The sequence below is a fragment of the Sporosarcina sp. FSL K6-1508 genome (genome assembly GCF_038007465.1).
Lineage (GTDB): Bacteria > Bacillota > Bacilli > Bacillales_A > Planococcaceae > Sporosarcina > Sporosarcina psychrophila_B.
This window is the reverse complement of record NZ_JBBOXF010000001.1, coordinates 2,752,383-2,776,869: the sequence shown is the minus strand read 5'-3', so window position 1 is coordinate 2,776,869 and position 24,487 is coordinate 2,752,383. Positions and strand designations below refer to the sequence as shown.

Genomic DNA, 24,487 nt, shown 5'->3' with positions numbered 1-24,487 from the left:
TCTCCTCCTTGTTGACTGTTCGCCCCGGCTGTTTATTTTCGGTCACTTCTGCACTGCGCTACGAATTGATTCAACTAAACTACTTGGGTTTTCCGTCAATTTTCTTAATTCGCTAGTAATGAACGAGTACGCTGTACCTGCAAATGTTTGTCTAGCATAAACGGGGTACAATATCAGCTAATTTCTTGCATCCAATATTAGGGGGTTCAGAATTCTTTAATATTGGATATGAATCTCAGCATCTATATCAAGGTGCAATATAATACTTTCTAGAAAAGTATTACCCCCAAAATTCAGCTGCAGGAATTCCGTTCTTTTCTTTACTCTCTGTGTCTACATTTTCTGTCTTTTTGATTTCCTCTAGTTTATATTCTTCAATAATGGTCTCTTTTCTTGACGCTTCTACAACCTTTAACAACTCCCAATGTTCTTCCAGCAAGTAAGACATAAAATTTGAGAAGTTGTCCTGTGACACTACATAAACTTGAACATGATTTCCTTTTGGATCAAGAAATCCTACATCAACATTCCATACTCTTGACCAGCTATCATCCCCAATTAACCCCGTTTGACGAATAGCATCTTGAATGAGTTTCCTGTTTCTGTTGTCTAAATCGCGTATCTGCATATTGTTAAAGTAATGGGCTGTGATAATGACAGACTGACTAAACTTGAAATCTATCTTGGTAAAGTCATACGAATCAAATGTTGCACGGTAATAGTAATGACGAATCAACGCTAAATAATCCCTGTCATCTTCTTTATAAGCTGGTAATGCACCATCAAATGAAAACTGAAAAACTGGATAATCGTTGATAAGCATGGATTTTACCTTAGCCATTGGATAAACCGATGTTCTCTTAATCGCAGTATAATTTCCTCCTAACTTGTTTATTTGTGACATTATATAAACCTTCAATTCCTCAATACTTTTCAGTTGCTCAAACAGCATCTTTTTTTCAGATTCCATAAAGTTCATTCCTTTCTTGTTTGGGGTCGTAATCTTACTGTTAAAACCCTTGATACATCAACATTCTTAACACTCAACGTCGGACGTTAATATGCTTTTTAAATTGCAAATAACCCAACGTCCGACGTTAGGAAACATAAACCTTATAACACCAACGATTAATGGCTAGTTTTACGTCGGACGTTCATTTTATGCAACGTCCGACGTTAACAAATAGAAATGCTGTCATCCCAACGTTTTCACTGCACTTTAACGTCGGACAAATAGTTATTGACAATTATTTATCTACAACAGGCTTGTATTCCACTAGATAAGGCATGGGGTCCTCTTTCATTCCAGCACGAATAATTTCAAAATGAAGATGATTGCCGGTAGAAGTTCCCGTTGAACCACATGTACCGATTACATCTCCTTGGGCTATTTCACCATTTATACTTACTTTCACTGAATTCATATGAGCATAAAGCGTAGTAACTTCACCATGATTGATCATTACATGGAGCCCATATCCATTTGACCAACCGTTGCCTGATGCAAATATGACATTTCCGCTCTGAGCTGCAAGGATGGGGTCTCCATTTTTACATGAAAGGTCCACACCCGTATGCAGTCTTTCATCCCCATATACAGGGTGTATACGATAACCGAATGGACTAGTAATTTTTATTCCCGTCATCAGGGGAATCTTCCAGTCACCAACAACATGAACTTCACAATTCATCGTCAAACCACCGAATTGAGCAACAAAATTTGTTACTGCCGGCACCCAATGATTATTCAATCCAGTTGGATCATTGTCGGCTCCAATAGGGGCGTAGGCGCTCCCTAAATCAGAAATCGTAATCAGGCCATCTTTTATAATTCGATTGTGCAAGGTCTTCCCCATTGCCTCTATTCCTTCTTCAATTGTTGCAAAGGTATATAAGAAACGGCTGCCGGTTGCAGGGTCCATCAACCCGCCTGGATTATTTTTCAATATTACGGCAGCCGATGTCCCTGAACCCGTTTCATGAAAGGCGACAGCAGCCATCAATACGGGGTCTATCCCATAGTTCTCAGCAACATCAATAAACGTTTGCCCTTTGTCCGTAAATTCACCTGCATTGTTGAATTGAGAGAAAAAGATCTCTTCACTGATTTCACCATCAGGACGGCATACCGCCCCTCCGGCAAAGTTCAACTTTTCATCATCCTCTTCGGTGAACACCACGAATACGGCAAAGAAGAGGAATAGAGCAAGAATAGAAAACAGAAGAAGCAAACCCGGGCTAGCTATAATCGGCAGAATCCATAGCAACTTTTTCATAATAGCTCAACGAACGTTTCGCTCTTAAACGAGGTTTTGTTCGCCCTTCCCCCCTATCTTTTTTGATCATAGTTCAAGTAATAATCGGTGATTTGGAAATGGCTTTGACCATCCTTTTCAAACATCATGCTGTAAATATCCGAGTCTTTTCTAATCTCCCCTTTGCCATCTACTACCTCACTTATAACAACGGCATCCCATGAGATGGCTATCAACGTAGGAGCTACAGGATCTTTGATTTCTACTGATAGAACTTTTCGTGAAACGATGCCTTTAACGTCTTTTAACCCTTCAATTTTTTCCTCTTTGCTATCTTTCAGAAAGTTGATATGTCCTTGTACCAACAATCCCTCGACAGAATCCAAATGACTAGTTGGATTTTTCTTATCAAATGCATGTATCTTCTGGGCAAACTCTTTAGCGATAGCTTTTGTTTGTTCCAAATCTTTTTCCGGAAACATGTCGCTTTGAGTAGGGTTTTTCGAAACTTCATCAGGCACTTTCAAATAACTTTCTTCAGGGTTTTCATCGTAATCTGCATTGGTCTCTACTTTATATACCTTTTCACCTTTAGCTTTTTCCGTTTCTTTTTCTGATTCACCTTTAGGGGTATACTGCCAAATGCCATTATTTTCATTACCCATTGGCTTTTCAATCGTTTGGTCTAACGCCTTCTTCTTTTTCTCTTTATCAACAAAGCCAACAATAAAACCCAATAATAAAAGCGTGATAGAAAGCCCCATCACGCAGATCATCATTATTTTTTTTGATCGTTCATTCACCGCATTAGTCAGCTCCTCTTTATAACAATCCTAATTACGCTTTTTAACGAGAAAGTGTCAGTCGGGTGTCTCATCAAAAGATCTTAGATTTTCTCCTTCAATAGGGGCACTCCTTTCTTGTTCTAATTCAGTCGTTCTTCTCTCATTTTGAATGTTGCTGGTAAACGTATCAGCAAAACTATTCTTCCATTCTGCTTGACCTGCTCTATCAACGACCAAATCAATATGCCTGTGCATTTCACTTTGACTAATATTGTTGATACCTTGGGTTTTCAAAGTGTCCATTGTCTGATTTATCATTTCAGGAGGTAAGCCCCTATTCGCAAGTTCGTTTGTAATCATCGATTTATTCAGATGTAGTTCATATTCCACGTCACCATGGACGTCTTGCTTTTCCCTCTGCAAGTGATGGGACTTGCCTGCATCGGAAGTAGCTTTTGCGAATGTATCGCCGTTTCCTTCAGATAGATTGCTTTGATCCATCAATTTATGATACTGAGTTTGCAATTCCCTATTGCTCACATCATGCAGGCCCTGCTTATCCAAAGCGTGCATCGGTGAATCTACCATTTTCGTTGGCATTCCTGTGTCAGACAGAACAGCTTTTGTCTGTTCTTGTTTCTTTTCTCTACCAGGGAATAATACGTCTTTTTCCATTTCAATGGCATTATTTTTTCTTTTATCTGAAATACCATTTACAAATGCGTCTGAGAAATTACCGTCTAAGTCCCCTTGGCTACTAATTTTATTGAATTGCTCTGACAGTTCATCGTCCGATAGATTGTTGATTCCAGCCTTTTCAAACGCCTCCATGGTATCCTTTTTCATTTCAGGGGTCAGATTTTTCTTATCAAAGAAATTACCTAGTTTGCTCTTATCTGAACCAGTTAGTTTCGTTGCGTCTTGGGACTGTGTCATTTTATTCAAATGAGCTAAATGTTGGGCTTTCATTGCAGAGCCGGCAACATCGCTTACGCCACCTTCTCCAGTAACCACCTTACCGACAGAACCACCAATTGCAGCACCTGTCATTGCACCCGCCGGACCACCTGCGACTGCACCAGCAACAGCACCACCGACGGTAGCAACATTCTGTACACCTTTTTTGAATGGTGCGGCGAACGTACCTGAGCTTTCTCGAAGCTCTCGAATTGTATTCGAACCAGAAGAGAAAATATTCTTGATTCTGTTTCGTAAGATAAATATTGTTCCGAACAACAATAAATTGAAAGTTCCTGCTCCTACATAACTATAAAAAGGATTGGAAGCTCCGGTTATCGATTTAAAATCTCCAGCGTAAATAATATCTGATATCACAAATACTATTAACGCTATGAATGATAAAAATATCTTTAATGCCAACGGGATACCCAACTCAATGAAATATCGTTTTAAGACATTAAATTGTCCTGGGATTGCACCGATAAGCAATGCGAATGGCGCAAGTGCTGCAATAACCATAAACCAGAACTGAAAGAGTATTAAACAAAGCGATAATAGATAAATAGGAAGAGATACGAGCCCATTGATCATCATGTAGAAATACGAGAATGCTAAACGACTATTTACTGCTGAGTATTTCATCATGTTATTGCCATAACCATCTTTTGAAGCTTCTTGTTGCACCACTTTAGTTTGCCTTTCTTCACCAACTGGTTCTTTTAATATATTTTTCACCCGTGTAAGTCCAGCATCTCTATTTCCTTCACCAAGTACTTCAACATCATGTGTGCCGTATTGCATATACAGGTAGGGTCTATCAACAAACATTCCCCATATGCTGTCCTTCATTTTCGTTCTTGGATCAACCATATTCGATTCTAAATCCCCTGCATGACTAGGTAAGCTGACAACAAAGCCGCTTAAATCTGTCGTTATTTTATTCGCCCCAGTTAGTAATGTCGTATAGTTCGCAAACATCAGGACTGCGATCGTTAGAGCAATAATTGTTTGAAAGATTGAAGAAAATGATTCAAAAAAAGCGCGTTTAATAATGAACACATACAACGCATACATACCAGTCAATATTGCAATAAGCTTTACAAGATTTCCAAATAGACCATTCCCGATACTGAAAGTTCCACCGGAAATACCGGTCATATTCGACATTAATGATTCCAATTCCACAATGATTTTCTCGGTAAAATCAGCTGTATAGGCTAAGTCATACATGACTAACATCGTATAGGTCAAAAACATATTTATATCAAAGACAATATTGTTGACCAGGTTGACCATTTCACTTAACTTATTTCCTACGTTTTCTTTGACATCAGCCCAACCGAAAAGTTTATCATAAGTATCAGCCCAGAATTTACTCCCTTCCTCAAACGATTCCACATCTTTATCGGAGACTGCATCGAGATGATAATAAGACTTTCCATCATCTTTGAATTCACCATATTGATCTGTGATAATATCCATAATGTCAGTTTTTTCATTCGCTATTTCCCCATCATCTGCGAATCCTGAATGGGTTACACCCGTACCAAAGAACAGAAAAACCATCATTAATAAAAATAATATTCTATTATAGTTAGGTCGCATATAATTTAAGCCATAAAAAATAACCCTATGCATTTAGCAAGGGTTATCAATAGCCTGTTACCTCCTTTCGTATTCAGTTTAATCATTTTCTGGAAATTCATGAAGCACGGTGCCAGTTTCAGCGTTATTGTCATCTATCATCTCTGGTCTGGAATCAAAATACGACCGAACTTTCCACACTTTATCTTCATCCTTTATCAATACAATCCAGCTGTTAACTAATGAACCTTTATTATCAGGAGTGCGATATCTGTAATAAACCTCTCCACTTTCTTCTTCATAAAAATTATCGTACCTTCTTAACTCATACATTCCATCGAGTTTTTCGAATTCTTCTGGTAATCTATGTTTCTTTAATAAATACTCTCTGTCCTCCTTCAATTCGTCAATTCCGTTTAATGACAAATAGTTCAATATCTCAGGATAGTTCTGTTCTATCTTCACAACCATAAAATCATGAGCAATCGAATCTGTCTCTTCGAATACCTTAGCATATTTCTTCGCATTATCATCAGATTTCTCATTTGTTTCTTCATTGGATTCAGAGGTACATGCTGCCATTAAAACAGTCATGGCTAACAGCATAAAGAATCCCCAAATACTTTTTTCAAACAATTCACCACTCCCTTTCAATGGTTTTCATGTTATCACACTACTCTTACTTTTTCACGCTCTCGTTCCGCCTCAGATGAGGTAGAGGAGTCGAACGCATCCAATAATTCTACGAACACTGGATTGATTTTAACGACTGCAGAGCGACCATAGATATCTTGGAACAAGGCTTCTCCACGATCCAATGACTTCAGAATTTCAATATTTGCGCCCGTCTTAGGAAGGTTCAAATAATCTAACATTTCTTCGGCTTCACTTGTTTTGCGCAATCCGAAACTGAATTTCATTCCCATATTCGCAACATCATTTCCATGGTCTGAGGCATTTTGCGACCCCTTCATGAGTGTCGTGTTATAGAAACGCCCCATACGGACAATGAAATCCATCAGTTCAGAACCGATTGCACTTCGCTCAATGGCACTCGCTTCATCTTGCAGGATGAATTTGTGAGTTCCCCTATCTCCTTTGAACATGTATTGCTTTGTCCATGCGGTGATTGAAATCATAATCGCCTCAGAAATCTTATGGATCGTTCGAGCATTCTTCTTTTCGCTGGATGAAGGCAAATTCAAGTTTTGAATCATCAAGACCTGAATTGGTTTATCGTGCTCCAACACTTTGAAATTCTGACCGACCTCACCAAATAGCAACATGGATAACTGGTTACGTTTCAACGTTTCCAGCGTACCTCTTAACCGTTCCAATGATTCATAGCGGTTATTCGACATACTCCCGGGACGATTCTCGTACAAGTCATGGAGAAAGGTCAGGACGCGTCCAATGCAAGGGTCTTCCTTATTCGCTACTTCCTCCACCGCTTCACTCAAGATATTGTAGGCATCCTCATTCAGGCTAATGTTGGCCAGATACGATAGAATATCCATCGTAATGTCTTTGGCTTCCTCAATGCTCGTACTTGTTCTAAATGGATCCAGTGAACCCGCATCGTCAGGGTCAGAGCCAAGTGTCCATACTTCAATAAACTCCTTCGGAATGAACGGTAGCCCCTTATCCCACCCTGTTCGGTCACCTTTCGGATCGATGATCAATCCCTTTGAACCGGTAAGTGTCGCTAGATAAATGAACAAATTCATGAAGAAGGATTTTCCCCGTCCAGTCATTCCGGCTACAAGTACCGATATGGAATCCACGACGTTACCCAATCCATCAAATGCCTTAGCAGCTAGATCGGGCTGGATAAAGACCGGTTTTGAAAATTGAGAAGTATGACCGATATAAAACCCTCGATTATCTCCAATGTTCGTTGTAGCTCCGAACATCATACCCGCTAATACGCCCGGTGCAACTTCCATTTTATAATCATCATGATACTTTTTTGAACCAGGAATCGATTCCAATAAAAAATGGAGTTGTTCGCCATAAGGTGCAACAATCTTCAAACCAAACTTTGATAATTCATTCCGCAATAAGCCGACTCGGGTCTTTAATTGCTCTTCTGATTCAGCCGTCACCTTGAAAACAAACGAACAAGCAAATCCAGGGAATCCTGTTTGTTTGAAATAGTTTTCCATCTGGATTGTTCCGCTTTGTGAAGCATCGACACTCATATCGACATCTTGACCGCCCTTCTCGGCCTCTTTCCGTTGGTCCCTGAATTCCAATTTGGCGTTGGACAATTTCTTTTTTATGATTTCATTCGGCTGATTTTCTGCACGTATAGAAACAGTTAATGGGAACGGCATACGCAGTTGAATCCGATAGAGCCATTCACTTCCTGGATGATATTGAACGTCATCCATATATTCGATGGTCAAATATTGGCAGTACAGATTTTCTATTTCATTAGCATTGGTGATACGACTTAACAGTAATGTCTTCGGTCCTACTTCTTTGATGTTCGTATTCTGCAAATCGAAGAATTCTTTTTTACTATTACGTACCGCCTTATGTTTATTACCCTGCTTATCAATTCCTTCAACATTGGTCCCAATTTCATAGGAAGTGCGGGGCTGAACATCCGTATTGTTGTTTCGCGTACTGAAACTCTTTTCGATGATAAATACTAACTCTTCAGTTGTCACTTTATGAATACGCGAACCAAAAGAATTTGCTATTGTAGATTCGATGGAAACAGCTTGGCTTTGGAAAGCTTTAATCTGACTTTCCAGTATGTCGTCAGGGTACAATCCTACCGCTTGGTAAAGTGGCGAACTGAAACCTTCAAAGAACTTTTTTACAGATGTTAAAGCATTGATGCCAGCGTTACCCGATAGATACCTATTCTTCTCAGGGTCTAATTGAATGCCGATATAATGATGATATTCACTAGATTCATTCAATTCCCTTTCATTTTCCAATGCCTTTTTGACTTGCTCGATAAATTTAACCCCATTTTCTTTCAGGGGATATTCTTTCAAATTCATTTCTTCGATTGTTGAATTCAAAATACCTTTTATATTCGTGGGGTTAGGAATGACTAAATAATGCAGATCAAGACCCACGTTCGTTAAGAAAGACATCTGTTGTTGAAAGGGCATTATTTTTTCATCATCTTCTAAGAAATCATAATTGAATCCGTCTATTTTATAATAGGCCCATACCGTTCCATCATGTGAAAAAACTAAGTTGTTTTCAATATGCTTGACCGGAAATTCGATTTTCACGTTTACCACTACCTTTATCATTTTATAAGGAGAAAAGAAGCCGTTATTTTACACAGCTTCCTACTCTGGTTAAATTATTGATTTTCATCTTCAACGGTAATAGAATCCACTGGATTAGTAATCTCGTCAGGTTCTGTTTGTCCTAGCGGCATTTCGGGTTCTTCAGGTTCCTCCGGTGTCGTAGGTTCTGGTGGAACTACTAGTTCTGTCGGTTCCGTTGGGTTTGTCCAAACAGTTGGATTCTCTGGTTCGACGGGTTCGATTGGCTCTACGGGTTCTGTCGGAATTACCGGATCAGTAGGTTCAACCGGCTCAGATGGTTCTGTTGGATCATCCGGATTCTCAGGATCAATTGATTCTTCAGGATTTGCCGGGTCAATTGGGTTCTCGGGATCAGTTGGTTCATCTGGTGTTGTCGGATTTTCAGGGTCTGTAGGGTCTACAGGTTCCGATGGATCGGTCTGCTCCTCTGGTATGGTAGGTTCTTCAGGCTCGGAAGGCTTTTCAGGATTAATAGGTTCTTCGGGTTCCACCGGATTTTCTGGAATAGCCGGGTCGTCTGGTTCCGCTTGTTCTGGAGAGACAGGTTCAGCAGGAACAGTAGGCTCTTTAGGAATTACGGGCTCTACAGGTTCAACTGGTTCTGTCGGAATTGTTGGCTCCGGCTCAATCGGTTCTGGAATAACTGGTTTTGATGGTTGCTCTGGTTGAGATGGTTTACTTGGTAACACAGGTTCACTTGGCATTACATTTTCCACTGTTTTTTCAGGAAGTACGGGTTCAGTCGGTTCATCAAAATGTTCATGCTCATCTCCAGGCCCGTCTTTTTCGACATGTTCAACAAGGACTGGTTCTAATATTGCCACGTCATTCTCCGTTCCCTCTTTTCCTTCTTCAACAGCGACTGCAACAAGAGAGTCATTCAGGTCTTGAAACTCATCTTCATCATCTTCAAAAAATGCCAGGTCTTTCACATGATGTTTATCAGCATTTGCGATTGAGTTGTCTAAATCCGAATAGTCATCTTGGTCATCAAATAGGGACAAACCTGGTTCTTCATTCTTGATGGCCGTTGCGACAATATCATCAATGTCATCCTCTTCTTTCATCGTAATTACTTCAAGTTTATTGGAGATGACTTTGTCGTTTTCATCTTTTTGTTTTACAACTTCCTTACCGTTTTCTGCATCATTGTTTTTATCATTCAATAAATTGTAGCTAGTGTATCCCACACCACTTGCTAAAACGGCAGACAGGGCAATTGCTCCGACCACCGTAACTTTCTTTTTCATGTCTTTGTCTTTATTTTCGTTAGACAAGTGAATTCCTCCCCTTTTATGTTTTTAGAACTATCCGATGGATTTACCATTTACTTTCTCCTTCTTTTTATTTTCCAAATCTTTCACTTCCGCTTTCTTCTGGATATAGGAACGTAAAGCTGCATCATCAATTCGTTTGGCAAAATCATAGGCTTCATCAATTTGACCCAAAGCTAAATAAGCATCAGCAACTATATGTGTTCGCCTTTCATCCATCTCCATTCTTGGTGCACTTTGATATTCAATAATTTTTTCATGGTCTGCATCTAATGAGGCAACTTCAAAGGCAATTAGTTTGGAATCCGTTTGTAACTCTTTCAATTGGTTGATTTCCTTCTTCGCAATAAAAAAATTGACGATTGATTTATCGAATTCAGGAACATGGTCCAACGCTTTTTGTGCATTACTCGACATTAAATATGTGAATAACACGGCATTCCGGTCATCCTTTTCTAGTTTTTTAAAATCCAGTTTGTCGAAATGTTCAACAGCGACGGAATACTTTTGAATGGAGGCAGACCGCAACCCAGCAATAAGATTTTCTTCAAGGGAGACAACAGTAAGTTCGGTTTGACCTGTTTTTACTTCCTGGGAAGAACCAGCGTCATTTGTATTGGCATTTGCTTTGCCAAAATCAAAGTCCGTGACGATATGAAGAAATCCCAAAACCAGAATGATACTAAGAACACTGGTAAAGAGAACAATCAATCCAATTGCGGCGACCGGTTTTTGCTTCAATCGTTCTTCGGACTTTTTCATTGAACGTTTTTGCAAAGATGTTTCTTTATTCTCAGTTTCTGTCTCAGGAACATTTTCATCATCCATTTCTATGAGCACCTCACTTTCATTTCTTATATAGTCGTACAATCTTTCACTAGCCATCTTTTCTTCACCTGAAATCCTAGCCAGAAAATCCAAAACTTTGTCACGCTCTTCATTTAATTCTGCTGCCACAAGGGACTCATCATCTTCTTGTTGCAACGTTTTTTTGTAGGTGTAGTAATTATGAAACTGATAGTCTTTTTCTTTGTCCACCTCACGTCCTCTGTAAAACGTGCTAGCTTTCATCTTCTTTGCTTGATACAAGATAAAAGAACGGAAGAAGTGAACAGGCGACCTCCCTTCCGTCCCGACATCCGCAAGCAACCAAGCAAGCCCGATTGGGATAAGAATCAATATTCCAACGGGTATCCAATTGATTAGCCTTCCGATTCCAGGAGTGAAATATATGGTGGCCTCTACAATTGCAATCACAAAGAAATACATGACTGCTTTCAATCGCAAGGGTCTACCCAATTCCAAACCGAAAACCTGATATAGCTTCCGTTCAAAACGAATGAAACTATTAAGCACGTACAGCGGTATCCTATTTATAATTTTCACCTCCAAGCCCTATATTTCATAGGAATGGCAAGGAGAAGAATGTATCCCCCCTTGCTTGTAATAAAATCCGTATCATTAATTACCTAGATTCAATTTCTCAGCAAAGAACTCAGAAATGTTAATCAAGACCTCCGGATTTACGATGAAAATCCCAATGAAAGCAAGCCCGATTAAGACACCTATCAACGCAATCCATGCTCTTTTAAAAGCTGTTACAATCAAAGCTACAAACAGAACGATGAATAATGCCCATTTTATTTCCTCTGAAATCCATGTAAATAATCCTTCCAAACTCATTCGATTCACCCCCTTTCGCAATAAAAAAACACAGACATAATTGTCTGCATCTAACTCCTTGTCTTATTCATTTGTTTCATCAGTTTCAACGTTCTCTTCCATTTGGGGCTGGACTTCATTTGCTTCAAATTTCCCATGTGATTCATCATCTACTTTCTTTTTCTGTTTCAAGTCGTCAATGTACTTTTTGTCGTTGACTAATAAAACGGTATAACGCATCTCCTTCTCTTCCACTACCAAAAGATAAGTGGAATTGAATTCAATTCCCGTTTCTGGTTCAGCCAATACTACTTCCGTTCTGATGACTTTCTCGTTAGCTCTCTTCCCTTCAAAGATTTCTGTGTTTTTCAGTCTGACAAAGTCCATCGTCTGGTTCAGTCCATTCTGATGTTGTGGGTCCTCGACGATATAGGTCAGTTTGTCTTTTGAATCGTTCGCATACGCTTCAAAGAATGTTTCTAGAAAAGCCTTGATATTTTGGGTACTCCCATCTACCACGGACTTTAGCCCATCTGTTTCAGGATCAAGACTCTTATCTATATTCTTCTCATCCACGTATGAAAAACTAGGTAATTCATAAACGATGAAACGGTTTTCGTCTTCATCATAGAAAACTGGTACGGAGATATACTTCATCGTCCTGACCTTTTCAGGTCCAGCAGCTGGTTTTTCTGCCGACTTATCATCTTTCTTCTTTTCTTGAATGGACGGTTTTTCAAATACTACTTTCACTTGAAAAGTAATACTTGCTTTGGAATCCCCGATATCTTCTACTTCCTTCAGAACGATGTTTTCGCGGGCAATCGCTGAGTTCCATTTCTTATCACTAGCAATGGCTTGTTCACTTAACTTTTCAGGTAAATAATAGCCAAGTCGTTCTATCCGCTCACTTCGTTTCTCATTTACAACATCCCATGTGAAATAGGCCGAGACGAAACTTTTCGAGAACTCGATACCTTCTGCAGAAGTAGCTTTATTCAAAAATGCCTCGTCGGAATCATTCGCTGCATTCGATTTCTCACCCGTTGAAAACACATTCACGAATACAATAAGCAACATAAATAAAAAAAGCATCCAGAAAGTGATTGCGCCAAGCCTTTTAGCCCGGTACCCTTTCGGTTTGCTTTTCTTTTCATGTTTTCGTATTTCTTTTTTCCGTTTTTCATTTTCGGAGGTTTTCTTTAAAACATCCATTGACCTTTTGAACAGACTTTCTTTCGAATCTGTCGGCTTATTCAATCGTCTTTTCAAAATCCGATCCCTCCTTTTTCCGTATTCCACATCTAGTCACGTTTTTCAAAATTTCTTTGAACTACCCACCATAATGAAAATGGCGACAATCAAAACGAGTGTTGTAATCGTCCCATATTTAACGAGTGACGATTCATAAAGACTTACGACATGCATTTTTAGCTCCTCCCACAACGGGACCAATGTTGGAAACTGTTCTAGCAATAGACTCCCGATGACCACGATTAAGAAGACCATCAAAATTGTCCCGATTACGAGTTTAAACATCCTTTCACCTCCTCTCGCAGGTTGCTTTCCTTTACCATCTACGAGGACTTGGCCTGTTTAGGCTTTTGGCCACCATGGACGCAAAGAGTACCATGCTAATAAAACGACCAAAACCGCTCAACTTAGTTGAGATTGCTGATAACTTCGAAATGCTTTTTTTCCTACTAGCAGTACTGTGCTGACTGCATATACGGCTTTCCTTTTCATAGATGTGGATTGCTTCTTCATCGATTTTTGCTCTTCCCTGTTTTTTATACGCAATCATTTTTTCCAAAACCTCTTTTGATCGATACATTGGAAGCAATGAAGAATTATTGTTCAGTGCGCTATCAACCGATTCAATATTCTTTTGAAGTGCCTCTTTGTACTGTTCATAAAAAACTATTCCTTCACTAATTTCCTTCCTAGATTTATTGAATTTCTTCACGATTGCATTGTAAACGTAAATGAAAGAGACAATTACCGCAGTGTAAATCGCTGTATAGAACAAAAATACAGGTGTGTAGATGAAGATAAAAAGATCAATCCCATTGCGAACGTAATTCACAAGAATCATGAAAATGGGAAACGAGATGAATAATCTTTTCACCGTCTTACGAATTGCGTCTTTGCTGATTACTTTTCTGCTGAACATCCTTTCATGAATAGTTTCGAGTTCATTTAATTCGTCTTCTAGCATCCCCTTCAAAACCACGGCTTTATAGGTATCCTCCAGACTCATACGCATTACAATTCACTCCTTTCTTAGTATTTAATAACATCAAGGCAGCGCCCTGTATCGAGCCTTCAGCCCCTCTAGCTTTATATACGGCATTGCTACACAATAATAATCATCTCCTCGATGTTCAATTCGAGATTGGACATAATAGCCACCTTCCTTCATTTCCGGGTCATCTCTCCAAACATCCACGGAGGAGCCGCTGGTCAGTTCTCGGCCGCATAATTCATACCGATCCCATTCGTTCTTTTGTAAATATCCTTCCAGTTGGACCTCCTTGCTTAAATCGACAATAGAATTATGTGCCTCTTCGAGTCCTTGTATCGCTTGATATAGCGTGTGATATTGTTGGGCGTCTTCAGAATTCAATCTGTACACATTGACGTTATCCATCAATTCTTTCGATTCGGTTAAAAGACGTTGAATATTGTGTTCTGCAGAAAGATAAGAGTTTATTGCATCCGCAAGTAATTTCATCATTAATTCCCCTTTCATTGTTGGGCAATCATCGATATGAATTCCCTGAATTCGATGACTGAATGCATTCCTATGGCTTCTCTAATTTTCTTTTTTGAAACGCCTTTTTCAAGCAGCGTCACAATTTCATGCGTAGTGATTTCTTGTCTCCTTTCGAGTATTGCTTCAATATTCGTATCTATTTTCCATAACAGGTCACCGACATTTCGCATTGATTTGTAATTAGGACAGGCACCGCAGATTAATTCAACAGTTTCTTTGTCGTTCGATCGATCCCCCATCATTACCAATTCTTTAAATACACAGGAATCACATACCCTCAGCGTTTCACATACTTTCTTGAACTTCTGCTTCTTGCTATTACGTAGCTCTTCCTTCGTTCTAACCATTTCTTCACCTCCTAAGTTAATTAAAGTTCAACACCAAAAGACGAAAGCATCGCACTTGCGCTATCGTCTATCGCTTGTTCAGTTATCGTGTTATCAACATATTCTTTTACCTCTTCAACTCTAATCGCAACACCATTTCCGATTTTATTTAGCAGCTCCTGATGCTGCACTTCTTGACTGTCTTTTAAGGACTTTATTTCAGCCATCAAGCGTTGATTATCCTGATGAGTTTTTTGACCATCTAAAATTGTTCGATATGCAAACCTCAACATCTGCCGAATAGTTTCACTCCGCTTATTGTCCGGCACTTTCGCGAGCAGGTTATAGATTTCTTCATCTTCCTCTTGCAGTCGAAAACTAAATCGTTTTTCCCAATTCACATTCATATCACATCACAGTTTTCCGTCGCTCTAATTGATCAAATACAGATTTACCTAATCTCAAATAGCCGATGGTATTTGCAAACTGGCTTTCTATAATCTTCACTAAACGGTTATCAAAGTGGGGCTGGATAAATGGCTCAAATAGTTCACCCCCACCACCGGCTAAGAAAATCGCATCAAATAAATCGGATTCTTCAGCCCATACGTTTTTTAATCGATCAACAATATTTGTAGCAATGGACTTTTTACTTGATTGGATAATCTGGCTAAAATCAATCTTGTTGCCTTTATAGGTCAATTGTTCATCCTTTAAAATTCGTGAGATATAATGTTCACTTAAATCCGCTCCACCTGTTTGTGTTTTATAAGCTTGACGAATATCCCTGTAAAGATTGTTCACACCGTCATCCACAGTACCGGATAGCTTTGCCTTCGGAATGAACGAACCGTTCTCTTGGATTTCAACTACAACAAAATCGGTCGTCCTGAATCCGATATCAACTAGGCCAACTAGTGACCCCTGATGCATTAAGTCAGGATACGTATATTTCCCTTCGTGATTAATCAATGCAGAGAAGATGGCTGAAGCACCTTGTGGAAACACTAGAGCTCGTTCAATGTTCACCTGTTTTGTACCTTCAACTAAAGGTCCTGACATCCATTCAATATGTGATTGAATACCTGTAACAGATGTTTGGAAATCCTTTGCTTGCGCCTGATAAAAATCTAATGGAAGACCCGTCGAAAGATTGATAGAACCTCCTCTCCCGTCCGTGACAAGCTGAATGGCTGTATTGAGTAGAATGTGTGTGTACATATGATTGAACCGCTCACGTTCAAATATGCGGGATAATGAGCGGGATTCATTTGCCAGCTCTCCGACAAAATAATCTTCACCACTAATTGTTACATGCATATTCGCTAAATCGTTCGGTGTATCTCCGAGGATATTTGTGATTCCCCTGTTATACCCTTTCCCGACTAGCGATGGGAATATGACACGCTTTCCTGATGATGATATTGCTTTGACAAATCCATAGCCTAAATCGACTGCAACGTTTTCCAAAAGTATGACCTCCTATAAATCCAAATTTATTTTTGTAATTAGAACCCAACCGATAAAAATGATGAGTAACAGTCTTGTGATTCTATCTATCAATGTAAAACTGAATAACGATATTGCAATCCCAACAGATTTAGCTGACGGATAGAAGAACTTCACTTTTCCAGTCAGCATGTCCCCTGCTATATGCGCAAGTATTCCTGCACCTACTGATAAACCCACCCACCAATCTGTAAACGGGTATATAAAAACCCCTGCTAATAATGAAAATAACAAGGAATGCGTAAAAGTCCGATGACCAAATACAGAATTAAGTGGTATTGAGATAAAAAAGAACAACTTTCCGAACTTCGACTTTGGTTCATCGAGATCCGGTACGATACCAGCTATTCCTCCAATGACAGCTCCTCGCCAATCACCTCCTGTAACTGCGTATCCGGCAACCATTCCTGATAAAGCATGTGTGGACCATTCCACTAGTCAACAGTCGATTCTAAATCATCGTTTACTTCCTTGATTTCTTGATACCTCAATTTATATCTCCTTCTTTCCATTCCATTATTTTGTCCCTCTAAAAAACAACCAAAAGAATTTCGATTGCTTTTGACAAGTACAAAGAGTGGATACGGTTATTTGAACAAATGACTACGCTTAATTTTGCTCTTCGTGTTGAACAAGTTAAAACATGGGCTGAATAATTGAAGAGCTGAAAGAGCAGACATCGCCATACTCCCCTTTTTTCCAGCCCAGGTTTTAATTCGTTTCGTTTTCTATTTCAAAATCTATTACGAAAATAATTCGAATTTCACTCTCACGAAAACTTAACGAAGTATCATCCACTTTAGAATTCAACTACTTTTCATGGTGATTTCTCATTTAAGATACAGGTGAAAAATCCAGTATGGCAGTCGTATATAAGAGAGTGAGAGAGGGCGACATTCTGAAAACCCCTAAAAACCCTTTCACAACAACGTTTATACATGTTTTAGGGTGTAGAGATTTATCTACACATGTGTCGATATTTTTCGACACTCCCTTTTCATACTTACCCCTTCAATACACTAATTTAGGGTGTAGAAATATTTCGACACCCTCTAAAAGAAGTGCTGGAAACCTATATAAATCAACAATAAAGAGTGTGGTATTTTCTCCACACCCTGCTAATTCATTTCAGTTTTTTGAATTCCAAATAACTTTTTCTGCTGTACAATCTCCCGAACTCTTCGCCATTTTTTATCCATAACTTCCAAGAAAGCAACACCTTTTTTCTTTCCAGTTTGTCAAATTCGATAACTAACTTTGATAATGTAGCATTTATTCTGTTTCGATTTCCGGCATAAATGATTTCAGGATTCATAAATAATGGTCTACGAGTAACACTTCTTTTATGTTCTTTAATCTCTTGTGAATCCACCAGTTCAAATAATATCCCTTTTTCAAGCAAACTTTGGATTGTTGCACTGATTCCAGTACGATCACGATTTAGATACTTCGCAATTTCTGATACTGTCATAAATTGTCCGCTTCCTCTATCGGTAATTCCATTTGAATGCAGCTGAATCAACGGCATCAAAGAAAAAAGAAAACCTAACTCTGCATTCGTCAGGAACTCTTTCCTGATAAGCACATCGAGGTTTTCTTGAATTGCTTGAACAAACAATGCTTTGTTTTTATCCTTCAGCTTGTATAGGGCGTAACCTTGCTCATTTGCCTTCTGTTCTTCTATTGCAACAGCAGCTACATCCACTAGCTTTTCACCATCGCGAAGTCTGGCGTGCTTTTCTGCCGTCTCTAACGCGTCATGCATATCCATTTTTATATCACCCACTCCCACCGCTTGCATCGTCCCTACCGAATCGGTTGTTATATTCGGTATATGAGGTGATACGACTTGATAAGCCACTGTTTCTGTCAGTTAGTTTATTATTTCCAATAGCAATCTCCATCGCTTTTTGTGTACCGATTAACACGATCTTTTCTTTTGCCCTAGTCATGCCTGTGTACATTAAATTACGAGCCAACATAACATAATGGTTTGTGGTAGCAGGGATAATAACTATTGGTGCTTCACCACCTTGTGATTTGTGAATAGTGATTGCATAGCCTAGTTCCAATTCGTTGGTTTCACTTTTTTCGTATGATACTTTTATTCCCATAAAATCGCATGTCATTTTTTCAACGGTCTCATTATTTTCATTTACTTCTTTTGAAATTTTGGTAATCACACCGATATCGCCATTAAAAACTCCTTTAGATTGATTATTTTTAATCTGAATGACTTTATCACCAAGTCGGAATAGCCTTTTCCCTATCTCCCATTCCTTTTTGGTCGAATCAGATGGGTTTAAGGCATCTCTTAACTGGTCATTCAATGCAAGTGTTCCAGCAGGTCCTTTTTTCATCGGACTTAATATCAAAATGTCCGATAATGAATAACCTAACTCTTGAAAACGTAAAGCACTTCTAATAATCAAAGCTGCGATTCGTTTTGGGTCTTCTTGATTAATAAAATAAAAATCACCTTTATCGCTGTCGATAAGAAGTGATTTACCTTGATTAACTCTATGGGCATTACTAATGATTTGGCTTTCCAGTGCTTGTCTAAATACTTCTGTAAGTGCTACTGTTGGTAATCCTGACCGAATCATTTCACTTAGAACGTTCCCAGGACTTACCGATGGTAATTGATCCCTGTCACCCACAAAGAGAATTTTCGTATTCTTTTCGAGTGCATCCATCAGTAAACTAGCTAACTGAACATCCACCATCGACATTTCATCAACGACTAACAAATCGCAAGGAAGTTTATCTTGCCAATTGTAGACAGGAATTTCTCCTTGTTGGTACCCAATCAGCCTATGGATTGTAGATGCGTCATGTCCAGCCACCTCAGACAATTGTCTACTCGCCTTTCCAGTTGGGGCAGCTAAGCATATTATGTTTTCTGGATGTATTCCTTTGTACATGTTGAGCATCGCCCGTATAACGGTTGTCTTTCCTGTTCCTGGACCACCAGTGAGTATTAACATCTGTTCTTCAAATAACCGCCTAATCGCATCACGTTGCTTCTCGGCAAGGATAATTCCCTGCTTTTTTTGATACTTTATTATCTGTTTATCTAACGAAGGCAATGCTACGCCATCCCGGGAACCCTTCATTTCTGAAAGTTTCCGAGCTAACCTATCTTCATATGTGAATAAAAACTTTGGGTAAACGCAATTATCTTCAATAACGATATGTTTCTCTTCCAAACGGTAAATACTTTGCGCTAATTCATCCATCGATACTTTATCAGCCTCGACCGTGTTATGATTCAATGCTTGCTCTGCATCCCTTAGCAGTTCGTCCTCCAAGACATAGCAATGGCCGGAATTAAAACACGTTTTTTTCAAGAGATAGTTCACACAAGCGTCAATCCGAAATCCAGACAAAGGGGAAATCCCCATCTTCCGAGCGACTTCATCCGCTTTCAAAAATCCGATTAGATTTAACTCTGTTAGCTTGTATGGGTTTTCTAATAAAATGGCCACAGTATTAGACTGGTACTCTTTATACAGCCGCATGGCCATACTTGCGGTTATACCAAAAACAAGCAATTCCGCAATAATCCTCTGTACCTCGAACGTAGAGCGAACACTTTCCACGATGTTACTGGCCCGCTTCTGTCCTATTCCTTTAATGTTTCTCAAGCCTTGTTCACCCTGCTGTGAAATGATGCTTAGAGCATCCTCCCCCAACTGTTCAGCGATAATGACTGCTTGCTTTGCTCCGCAGCCTTTTACAAGTGAAGAGGCAAGGAAAGCGATAATCTGATCTTTTGTTTGCGGTATCGGTCTTTCCCAAAACGTTACCGCAAGTTGTTTACCGAATTTCGGATGCGTTTCCCAATCACCCTGCACTTGAATTTCTTCACCTTTATCGACGCCGAAAATGCTGCCCTTTATGACTAGCTCTTCTACTTCTGTCTGCATTTTAGCGATAAGGAAGTCCCCGTTCCGGTACAAAACTTTTGCGACCTTCCCAATATAAGAGTTCATTCGATCCTTCCCCCGCTTTGTTGGTACGCAAATTTTTTAAAACGATGAATGAAGTCAAAAGTGCTCGGGGTCAGGAAAAGGCTTTGCATCTCAATTTCATTGTAAAGATTCAAAAACAATGTACTTGGCATCACAATTTTTTGGCGTTTTCGGTGGATAAATGCTTTACATCGGTCTACCACTTTCTTCATGGGATTAGTAGGTACAATTGCTACTTTTATATCTTCAATGTAATCGAGTAGATTAGTATCCAGGGAATCAATTTCTTCAAGGAAATCAATTTCCTCAAGCGTACCCACAACCGTGTTCGCTTCATGCAGAAGTTCATTTCTAACAACAATGATTTCATCGTCGGATAGAAGTTCTTCAAACTCCATTTCCACTTCCGGTGTAACATCAATCTGATGAAAGAATGCATCTACTTCTTCTTGTGGAATATTGTATTTACTAGGAATTCCAGTTACATTCGGTATCGATTTCACTAAATGCCACAGGTTATCCGGAAAATAATAAAAATCTACATTCAGCTCAACTAAGATGTACCCAGTTAACACGCTACTGATTTTCTTTGTCCCTTTTCGAGCATCTCTCAATTCCTTCGAAAGTTCGCGGATGTTGTCCCTATAGCTATCGAGCAAGGCTAGAGATTTGGCGTCTTTGTATACTTTCAGATTGTCGCAAGCCGTGCGTAGGTTGTTCAAACCGGCCTGAATTCTTTTTACGTACAAGTGATCTGTAATGTCTTCCGTGTCCAAAGGAGACAAATCGACATAAGTATTATCCTCACGAATGATTTCCGCATAAGTTTCCATTGCATAGATTGCTTTGACCATAGAATCACCAGATCTAAGCAAAACGGTTTTCAAAATTTCTTTCACTTCAATTTCCGCACCTGTACGAACCTGAATCACAAAGTAAGCCATTCCCCTTCATCCCCTCTCTATTTATTCACTAAGCAAACGATTTTCTTCTAATCAGGCGATTATCGGATTCAGCATTCACGCAGTTTTCATGCATCCACTTGAATACTTCGTCTCGAGGATAACGAGCTGTAACAAATTTAGTTTTCGGAAACCCTTCCCTTGCGACAATCTTATTAACTGTCGATTCTTCAACCTGAAAGATACTGCACAAATCCTTCTTATTTAGCAAATGCGAAAAAGCGTATTGCTTTTGGCAGTCTTTCACACCTTGCTGGTACGCCTGGATAAATAAATCTTTTAGATTCTCTTCGAGTAGTTTCGCTTTAAGATCTTCAAGGACAATATTCATATTTACCTCTCCTTCCATTTTTAGTTTGCAACCATAATATCAACGGAAAGCTTATAAAAGTAATTAGCTAATTTAGATAACCGCGTTTTTTTAAGTTAATTCCCCCTGATTCAACATTACGTTGAATCAGTTCTCAAAAAAATTTGAAACCGGAACTTTTAATTGTGCTGCTATCACTTCTAACTCGCAGGAATAAAGTGGTCGCTTTCCTCTTTCTTTCATACTGTAAGCTTGTACACTAATGTTTAGCATGTTCGCAATTACCGATTGACTGATTTTCTTCTCTTTCCTTAAAATCCCAATCCTCTCATTTACAGTTGTCATTGATTCACCCCCACAAATTTAATTCAACGTATAGTTGATTTATAACCACAGTTTATTAAACATAAAGTCGAATGTCAAGTCATAATTCAACTTTTAGTTGAAAAGCATTAACTTTACGTTGAATTGGGGTATAATTGTCTATAAGCAATATATATGGAAATGGTGATCATATGAATTTAGGCGGTAGGTTGAAAAAGGAAAGAGAAAAAAGAAACTGGTCCCAGATTTATGTTGCTCAAAAAGTTAATATTACGAATGCAGTATTATCGAACTACGAGAGAGGCATTCGAGATCCCGATACTGAAACCCTAAAAAAGTTAGCAGATCTTTATGAGGTTTCTGTCGACTTGCTATTAGATCGCACGGATTACCTTTCAGTAACGGAAAAAAACGAGAAAGAATTTCAATCTGTTATTAAAGATCCTGGGTTGAAACGCTGGTATTCAGAACTACCTAAATCAGATGAGGAAGATTTACGTAAGTTACGTAAAATGTGGGACATTATTAAAAACGAGGACAAATGAAACATCTTTTGAAATATGAGTAAATAACCCTATCTATTCTATCTAGATAGGGTATTATTGTAAATATCAAACGAACATATATTCCCAATTCGTAGAAAAGGTGTCGAATTTATGTTAAAAACATCTAATTTGTCCTTACTAGAAGAGAAAGTTTATTCGATTTATCTTTCGGTCAATATTTCAGAACCTTCTCAAATTTCTCATGATGATTTGATCGAAAACATTGCCGACCTACTTGGTATAAAAACTTATTACTTTGACGAATCGAGTGAAGCTAATAATTTGGGAGGTGTCTACCGCATTTTTCTAAATGAAAATCAAACGAAACAAGAGGTTTGGCAAGACTTCGGACATGAATTGGCTCACATTTTAGGACATGAGGGTTATCAATTGTCCATGCATGAGCCATTCCGGGCGTATCAGGAATGGCAAGCAGAGCATTTCGCATATCATTTTTGTGTCCCAACATTTTTGTTGAATCAAATGAGCCTACCACAACTCCGCTGTGAAGCTGTAGGAGTGATTATAAACACGTTTAATGTAGAGCCTGATTTCGCTACCGAGAGGTTGGAGAAGTGGCTGCAGTCGAAGGTTGGCAACTTGTATTGGAATGTTTCTGCGAATTGAACTGGAAGGAGAGGTTAATTACAATGGCTAGATACGAAAAGTATGAAACAAAGAAAGGTATTCGGTGGAAGTACATTGTTGAAACTGGTGTTAATCCACAAACGGGTAAAAGGAAAAGAATCGTAAAACGAGGTTTTGCGAAAGAAAGGGACGCAAAAAAAGAGGCATTGGAGGTTGAATATCAATTCAATAGTGGAAATCTTATCACTAAAGAAGATGTATCCTTTATTCAATTCTCACAACAATGGTATTCAACATATTCGACTTCTATTGAACGACCTGTGAAAGAAAGTACGTTAAAAACGAGGAGATACGCCCTATTGGTTCTGAATGATTACTTTAATAACGTAGAAATTACAGACATAGATCATAATATGTATCAAAAGTTTTTGTTTACTCTAAAAAAGGCAGGCAACTTGGAGAATACAATGAAAATAATTAATTCCACAGCTAACATGATATTTAATAAAGCAAGGAAAGATAGGATTATTATTCAAAATCCTACCGAGTTTACTTCAATACCGAGAGAAATATTAACAGTCGATCAAATTGAAAACCAAACAATAGAAGAAAAGTATTTTGAAAAAGACGAATTACATAAGTTCTTGAATACCGCTAAGAAAATTAGTGATGAAGACTATGTAATATTTCTTGTCTTGGCTTGGACGGGTCTACGAATAGGAGAGCTTTGTGCCTTAAAATGGTCAGATGTTAATTTTGAAGAAAGATTAATACGTGTAACGAAAACATACTATAGCGAGTACTATAAAATTGAAGATTTTAAAATCACACCACCTAAAACCAAAAAGTCAATACGTGAAATTGAAGTCGAAGATGATGTAATTGAAGTTCTTTCAAAACATAAAGGTATGCAAGATGAGTTAAAGGCGAAGATGAAAGGACTATACCACGATCATGACTTTATATACGCACGAAGCAAACGATCTTTTTGCGGCTATCCCATTGGTACCCAATCAATGAGATATCGTATGAAGATTATTATAAATCAAAGTGGAATAAAAAAACGATTGTCACCACACAGCCTACGACACACGCATACTTCCCTACTTGCGGAGGCTGGTGTGGGTTTACCTGAAATCATGGCAAGACTCGGTCACAAGAGCGATAAGACAACGACAGATATATATTTGCACGTTACTAAAGAACGAAGACGTGAAGCATCCTCGAAATTTGGTTCTCTTATGAGGACGCAAAAAACCAATCAGGATACAGATAACTGATTGGTTACATATGCTTGTATTCACATCCAAATTATATCACGGCATCAAAATGGCACCAAAATAAAAAAAAATGC

General features: G+C 38.8%; 25 protein-coding genes. 3 read left to right on the top strand and 22 right to left on the bottom strand.

Annotation, left to right across the window (positions count from 1 at the left end; genetic code table 11):
- Nucleotides 1-280: 280 nt before the first annotated feature.
- The 22 genes from MKZ11_RS13780 to MKZ11_RS13675 all read right to left on the bottom strand — a co-directional run bounded on the left by MKZ11_RS13780 (nt 281) and on the right by MKZ11_RS13675 (nt 22,021).
- On the bottom strand, nt 281-970 hold the full coding sequence (locus MKZ11_RS13780) for a hypothetical protein (protein WP_340794979.1): 690 nt from the start codon (nt 968-970) through the stop codon (nt 281-283).
- A gap of 277 nt (nt 971-1,247) precedes the next feature.
- Nucleotides 1,248-2,276 carry a peptidoglycan DD-metalloendopeptidase family protein gene (locus MKZ11_RS13775; RefSeq protein ID WP_340794978.1) on the bottom strand — a complete coding sequence of 343 codons (1,029 nt, stop codon included), beginning with the start codon at nt 2,274-2,276 and terminating at the stop codon, nt 1,248-1,250.
- 53 nt (nt 2,277-2,329) lie between these two features.
- Nucleotides 2,330-3,058 (bottom strand): hypothetical protein, encoded by a 729-nt coding sequence (locus MKZ11_RS13770; protein ID WP_340794977.1) that lies wholly within the window; start codon nt 3,056-3,058, stop codon nt 2,330-2,332.
- A gap of 57 nt (nt 3,059-3,115) precedes the next feature.
- On the bottom strand, nt 3,116-5,569 hold the full coding sequence (locus MKZ11_RS13765; protein ID WP_340794976.1) for a CD3337/EF1877 family mobilome membrane protein: 2,454 nt from the start codon (nt 5,567-5,569) through the stop codon (nt 3,116-3,118).
- Between the two features lie 114 nt (nt 5,570-5,683).
- Nucleotides 5,684-6,220, bottom strand: a complete 537-nt coding sequence (locus MKZ11_RS13760) for a hypothetical protein (protein ID WP_340794975.1) — start codon at nt 6,218-6,220, stop codon at nt 5,684-5,686.
- Nucleotides 6,221-6,252: 32 nt separating this feature from the next.
- Nucleotides 6,253-8,862 (bottom strand): ATP-binding protein, encoded by a 2,610-nt coding sequence (locus tag MKZ11_RS13755; protein WP_340794974.1) that lies wholly within the window; start codon nt 8,860-8,862, stop codon nt 6,253-6,255.
- 53 nt (nt 8,863-8,915) lie between these two features.
- Nucleotides 8,916-10,160, bottom strand: coding sequence for a hypothetical protein (locus tag MKZ11_RS13750; protein WP_340794973.1), 1,245 nt, complete (start codon nt 10,158-10,160; stop codon nt 8,916-8,918).
- 30 nt (nt 10,161-10,190) lie between these two features.
- On the bottom strand, nt 10,191-11,513 hold the full coding sequence (locus MKZ11_RS13745) for a TcpE family conjugal transfer membrane protein (RefSeq protein WP_340794972.1): 1,323 nt from the start codon (nt 11,511-11,513) through the stop codon (nt 10,191-10,193).
- Between the two features lie 105 nt (nt 11,514-11,618).
- Nucleotides 11,619-11,840, bottom strand: coding sequence for a hypothetical protein (locus tag MKZ11_RS13740; RefSeq protein WP_340794971.1), 222 nt, complete (start codon nt 11,838-11,840; stop codon nt 11,619-11,621).
- Between the two features lie 63 nt (nt 11,841-11,903).
- A complete protein-coding gene (locus tag MKZ11_RS13735; RefSeq protein ID WP_340794970.1) occupies nt 11,904-13,091 on the bottom strand; it encodes a conjugal transfer protein in 1,188 nt (395 codons plus the stop codon).
- A gap of 45 nt (nt 13,092-13,136) precedes the next feature.
- On the bottom strand, nt 13,137-13,358 hold the full coding sequence (locus MKZ11_RS13730) for a hypothetical protein (protein ID WP_340794969.1): 222 nt from the start codon (nt 13,356-13,358) through the stop codon (nt 13,137-13,139).
- 31 nt (nt 13,359-13,389) lie between these two features.
- Nucleotides 13,390-14,085 carry a hypothetical protein gene (locus MKZ11_RS13725; RefSeq protein WP_340794968.1) on the bottom strand — a complete coding sequence of 232 codons (696 nt, stop codon included), beginning with the start codon at nt 14,083-14,085 and terminating at the stop codon, nt 13,390-13,392.
- 33 nt (nt 14,086-14,118) lie between these two features.
- Nucleotides 14,119-14,571, bottom strand: a complete 453-nt coding sequence (locus MKZ11_RS13720) for a DUF5348 domain-containing protein (RefSeq protein ID WP_340794967.1) — start codon at nt 14,569-14,571, stop codon at nt 14,119-14,121.
- A complete protein-coding gene (locus tag MKZ11_RS13715; RefSeq protein ID WP_340794966.1) occupies nt 14,568-14,942 on the bottom strand; it encodes a hypothetical protein in 375 nt (124 codons plus the stop codon). The genes MKZ11_RS13720 and MKZ11_RS13715 overlap by 4 nt, the downstream gene beginning before the upstream one ends.
- A 20-nt stretch (nt 14,943-14,962) precedes the next feature.
- Complete coding sequence (locus MKZ11_RS13710; RefSeq protein WP_340794965.1) at nt 14,963-15,328, bottom strand: hypothetical protein; 366 nt, start codon at nt 15,326-15,328, stop codon at nt 14,963-14,965.
- Between the two features lies 1 nt (nt 15,329).
- A complete protein-coding gene (locus MKZ11_RS13705) occupies nt 15,330-16,391 on the bottom strand; it encodes a ParM/StbA family protein (protein WP_340794964.1) in 1,062 nt (353 codons plus the stop codon).
- A gap of 12 nt (nt 16,392-16,403) precedes the next feature.
- On the bottom strand, nt 16,404-16,865 hold the full coding sequence (locus MKZ11_RS13700; RefSeq protein WP_340794963.1) for a metal-dependent hydrolase: 462 nt from the start codon (nt 16,863-16,865) through the stop codon (nt 16,404-16,406).
- Nucleotides 16,866-17,553: 688 nt separating this feature from the next.
- On the bottom strand, nt 17,554-18,201 hold the full coding sequence (locus MKZ11_RS13695) for a MarR family transcriptional regulator (protein WP_340794962.1): 648 nt from the start codon (nt 18,199-18,201) through the stop codon (nt 17,554-17,556).
- Nucleotides 18,202-18,208: 7 nt separating this feature from the next.
- Nucleotides 18,209-20,425: an SF1B family DNA helicase RecD2 gene (gene recD2, locus MKZ11_RS13690; RefSeq protein ID WP_340794961.1), complete on the bottom strand. Its 2,217-nt coding sequence runs from the start codon at nt 20,423-20,425 to the stop codon at nt 18,209-18,211.
- Nucleotides 20,422-21,348: a transcription termination/antitermination NusG family protein gene (locus MKZ11_RS13685; protein ID WP_340794960.1), complete on the bottom strand. Its 927-nt coding sequence runs from the start codon at nt 21,346-21,348 to the stop codon at nt 20,422-20,424. The genes recD2 and MKZ11_RS13685 overlap by 4 nt, the downstream gene beginning before the upstream one ends.
- Before the next feature lie 28 nt (nt 21,349-21,376).
- Nucleotides 21,377-21,697 (bottom strand): hypothetical protein, encoded by a 321-nt coding sequence (locus MKZ11_RS13680; protein ID WP_340794959.1) that lies wholly within the window; start codon nt 21,695-21,697, stop codon nt 21,377-21,379.
- Between the two features lie 126 nt (nt 21,698-21,823).
- Nucleotides 21,824-22,021: a helix-turn-helix domain-containing protein gene (locus MKZ11_RS13675; protein WP_340794958.1), complete on the bottom strand. Its 198-nt coding sequence runs from the start codon at nt 22,019-22,021 to the stop codon at nt 21,824-21,826.
- Nucleotides 22,022-22,155: 134 nt separating this feature from the next.
- Here MKZ11_RS13675 and MKZ11_RS13670 point away from each other — a divergent pair, with 134 nt between their 5' ends.
- The 3 genes from MKZ11_RS13670 to MKZ11_RS13660 all read left to right on the top strand — a co-directional run bounded on the left by MKZ11_RS13670 (nt 22,156) and on the right by MKZ11_RS13660 (nt 24,413).
- Entirely contained in the window at nt 22,156-22,545 is a 390-nt protein-coding gene (locus MKZ11_RS13670) for a helix-turn-helix domain-containing protein (protein WP_445326998.1), read from the top strand.
- A gap of 111 nt (nt 22,546-22,656) precedes the next feature.
- Nucleotides 22,657-23,172: an ImmA/IrrE family metallo-endopeptidase gene (locus MKZ11_RS13665; protein ID WP_340794957.1), complete on the top strand. Its 516-nt coding sequence runs from the start codon at nt 22,657-22,659 to the stop codon at nt 23,170-23,172.
- 23 nt (nt 23,173-23,195) lie between these two features.
- Complete coding sequence (locus MKZ11_RS13660; RefSeq protein ID WP_340794956.1) at nt 23,196-24,413, top strand: site-specific integrase; 1,218 nt, start codon at nt 23,196-23,198, stop codon at nt 24,411-24,413.
- Nucleotides 24,414-24,487 lie beyond the last annotated feature (74 nt).

What these genes read in the sequence shown, in the direction of transcription:
- MKZ11_RS13780 (WP_340794979.1), bottom strand. Translation starts at nt 970, where the DNA reads ATGGAATCTGAAAAAAAGATGCTGTTTGAGCAACTGAAAAGTATTGAG.
- MKZ11_RS13775 (WP_340794978.1), bottom strand. Translation starts at nt 2,276, where the DNA reads ATGAAAAAGTTGCTATGGATTCTGCCGATTATAGCTAGCCCGGGTTTG.
- MKZ11_RS13765 (WP_340794976.1), bottom strand. Translation starts at nt 5,569, where the DNA reads ATGATGGTTTTTCTGTTCTTTGGTACGGGTGTAACCCATTCAGGATTC.
- MKZ11_RS13755 (WP_340794974.1), bottom strand. Translation starts at nt 8,862, where the DNA reads ATGATAAAGGTAGTGGTAAACGTGAAAATCGAATTTCCGGTCAAGCAT.
- MKZ11_RS13740 (WP_340794971.1), bottom strand. Translation starts at nt 11,840, where the DNA reads ATGAGTTTGGAAGGATTATTTACATGGATTTCAGAGGAAATAAAATGG.
- MKZ11_RS13730 (WP_340794969.1), bottom strand. Translation starts at nt 13,358, where the DNA reads ATGTTTAAACTCGTAATCGGGACAATTTTGATGGTCTTCTTAATCGTG.
- MKZ11_RS13725 (WP_340794968.1), bottom strand. Translation starts at nt 14,085, where the DNA reads ATGCGTATGAGTCTGGAGGATACCTATAAAGCCGTGGTTTTGAAGGGG.
- MKZ11_RS13720 (WP_340794967.1), bottom strand. Translation starts at nt 14,571, where the DNA reads ATGAAAGGGGAATTAATGATGAAATTACTTGCGGATGCAATAAACTCT.
- MKZ11_RS13715 (WP_340794966.1), bottom strand. Translation starts at nt 14,942, where the DNA reads ATGGTTAGAACGAAGGAAGAGCTACGTAATAGCAAGAAGCAGAAGTTC.
- MKZ11_RS13710 (WP_340794965.1), bottom strand. Translation starts at nt 15,328, where the DNA reads ATGAATGTGAATTGGGAAAAACGATTTAGTTTTCGACTGCAAGAGGAA.
- MKZ11_RS13695 (WP_340794962.1), bottom strand. Translation starts at nt 18,201, where the DNA reads ATGGATATGCATGACGCGTTAGAGACGGCAGAAAAGCACGCCAGACTT.
- recD2 (WP_340794961.1), bottom strand. Translation starts at nt 20,425, where the DNA reads ATGAACTCTTATATTGGGAAGGTCGCAAAAGTTTTGTACCGGAACGGG.
- MKZ11_RS13685 (WP_340794960.1), bottom strand. Translation starts at nt 21,348, where the DNA reads ATGGCTTACTTTGTGATTCAGGTTCGTACAGGTGCGGAAATTGAAGTG.
- MKZ11_RS13680 (WP_340794959.1), bottom strand. Translation starts at nt 21,697, where the DNA reads ATGAATATTGTCCTTGAAGATCTTAAAGCGAAACTACTCGAAGAGAAT.
- MKZ11_RS13675 (WP_340794958.1), bottom strand. Translation starts at nt 22,021, where the DNA reads ATGACAACTGTAAATGAGAGGATTGGGATTTTAAGGAAAGAGAAGAAA.
- MKZ11_RS13665 (WP_340794957.1), top strand. Translation starts at nt 22,657, where the DNA reads ATGTTAAAAACATCTAATTTGTCCTTACTAGAAGAGAAAGTTTATTCG.
- MKZ11_RS13660 (WP_340794956.1), top strand. Translation starts at nt 23,196, where the DNA reads ATGGCTAGATACGAAAAGTATGAAACAAAGAAAGGTATTCGGTGGAAG.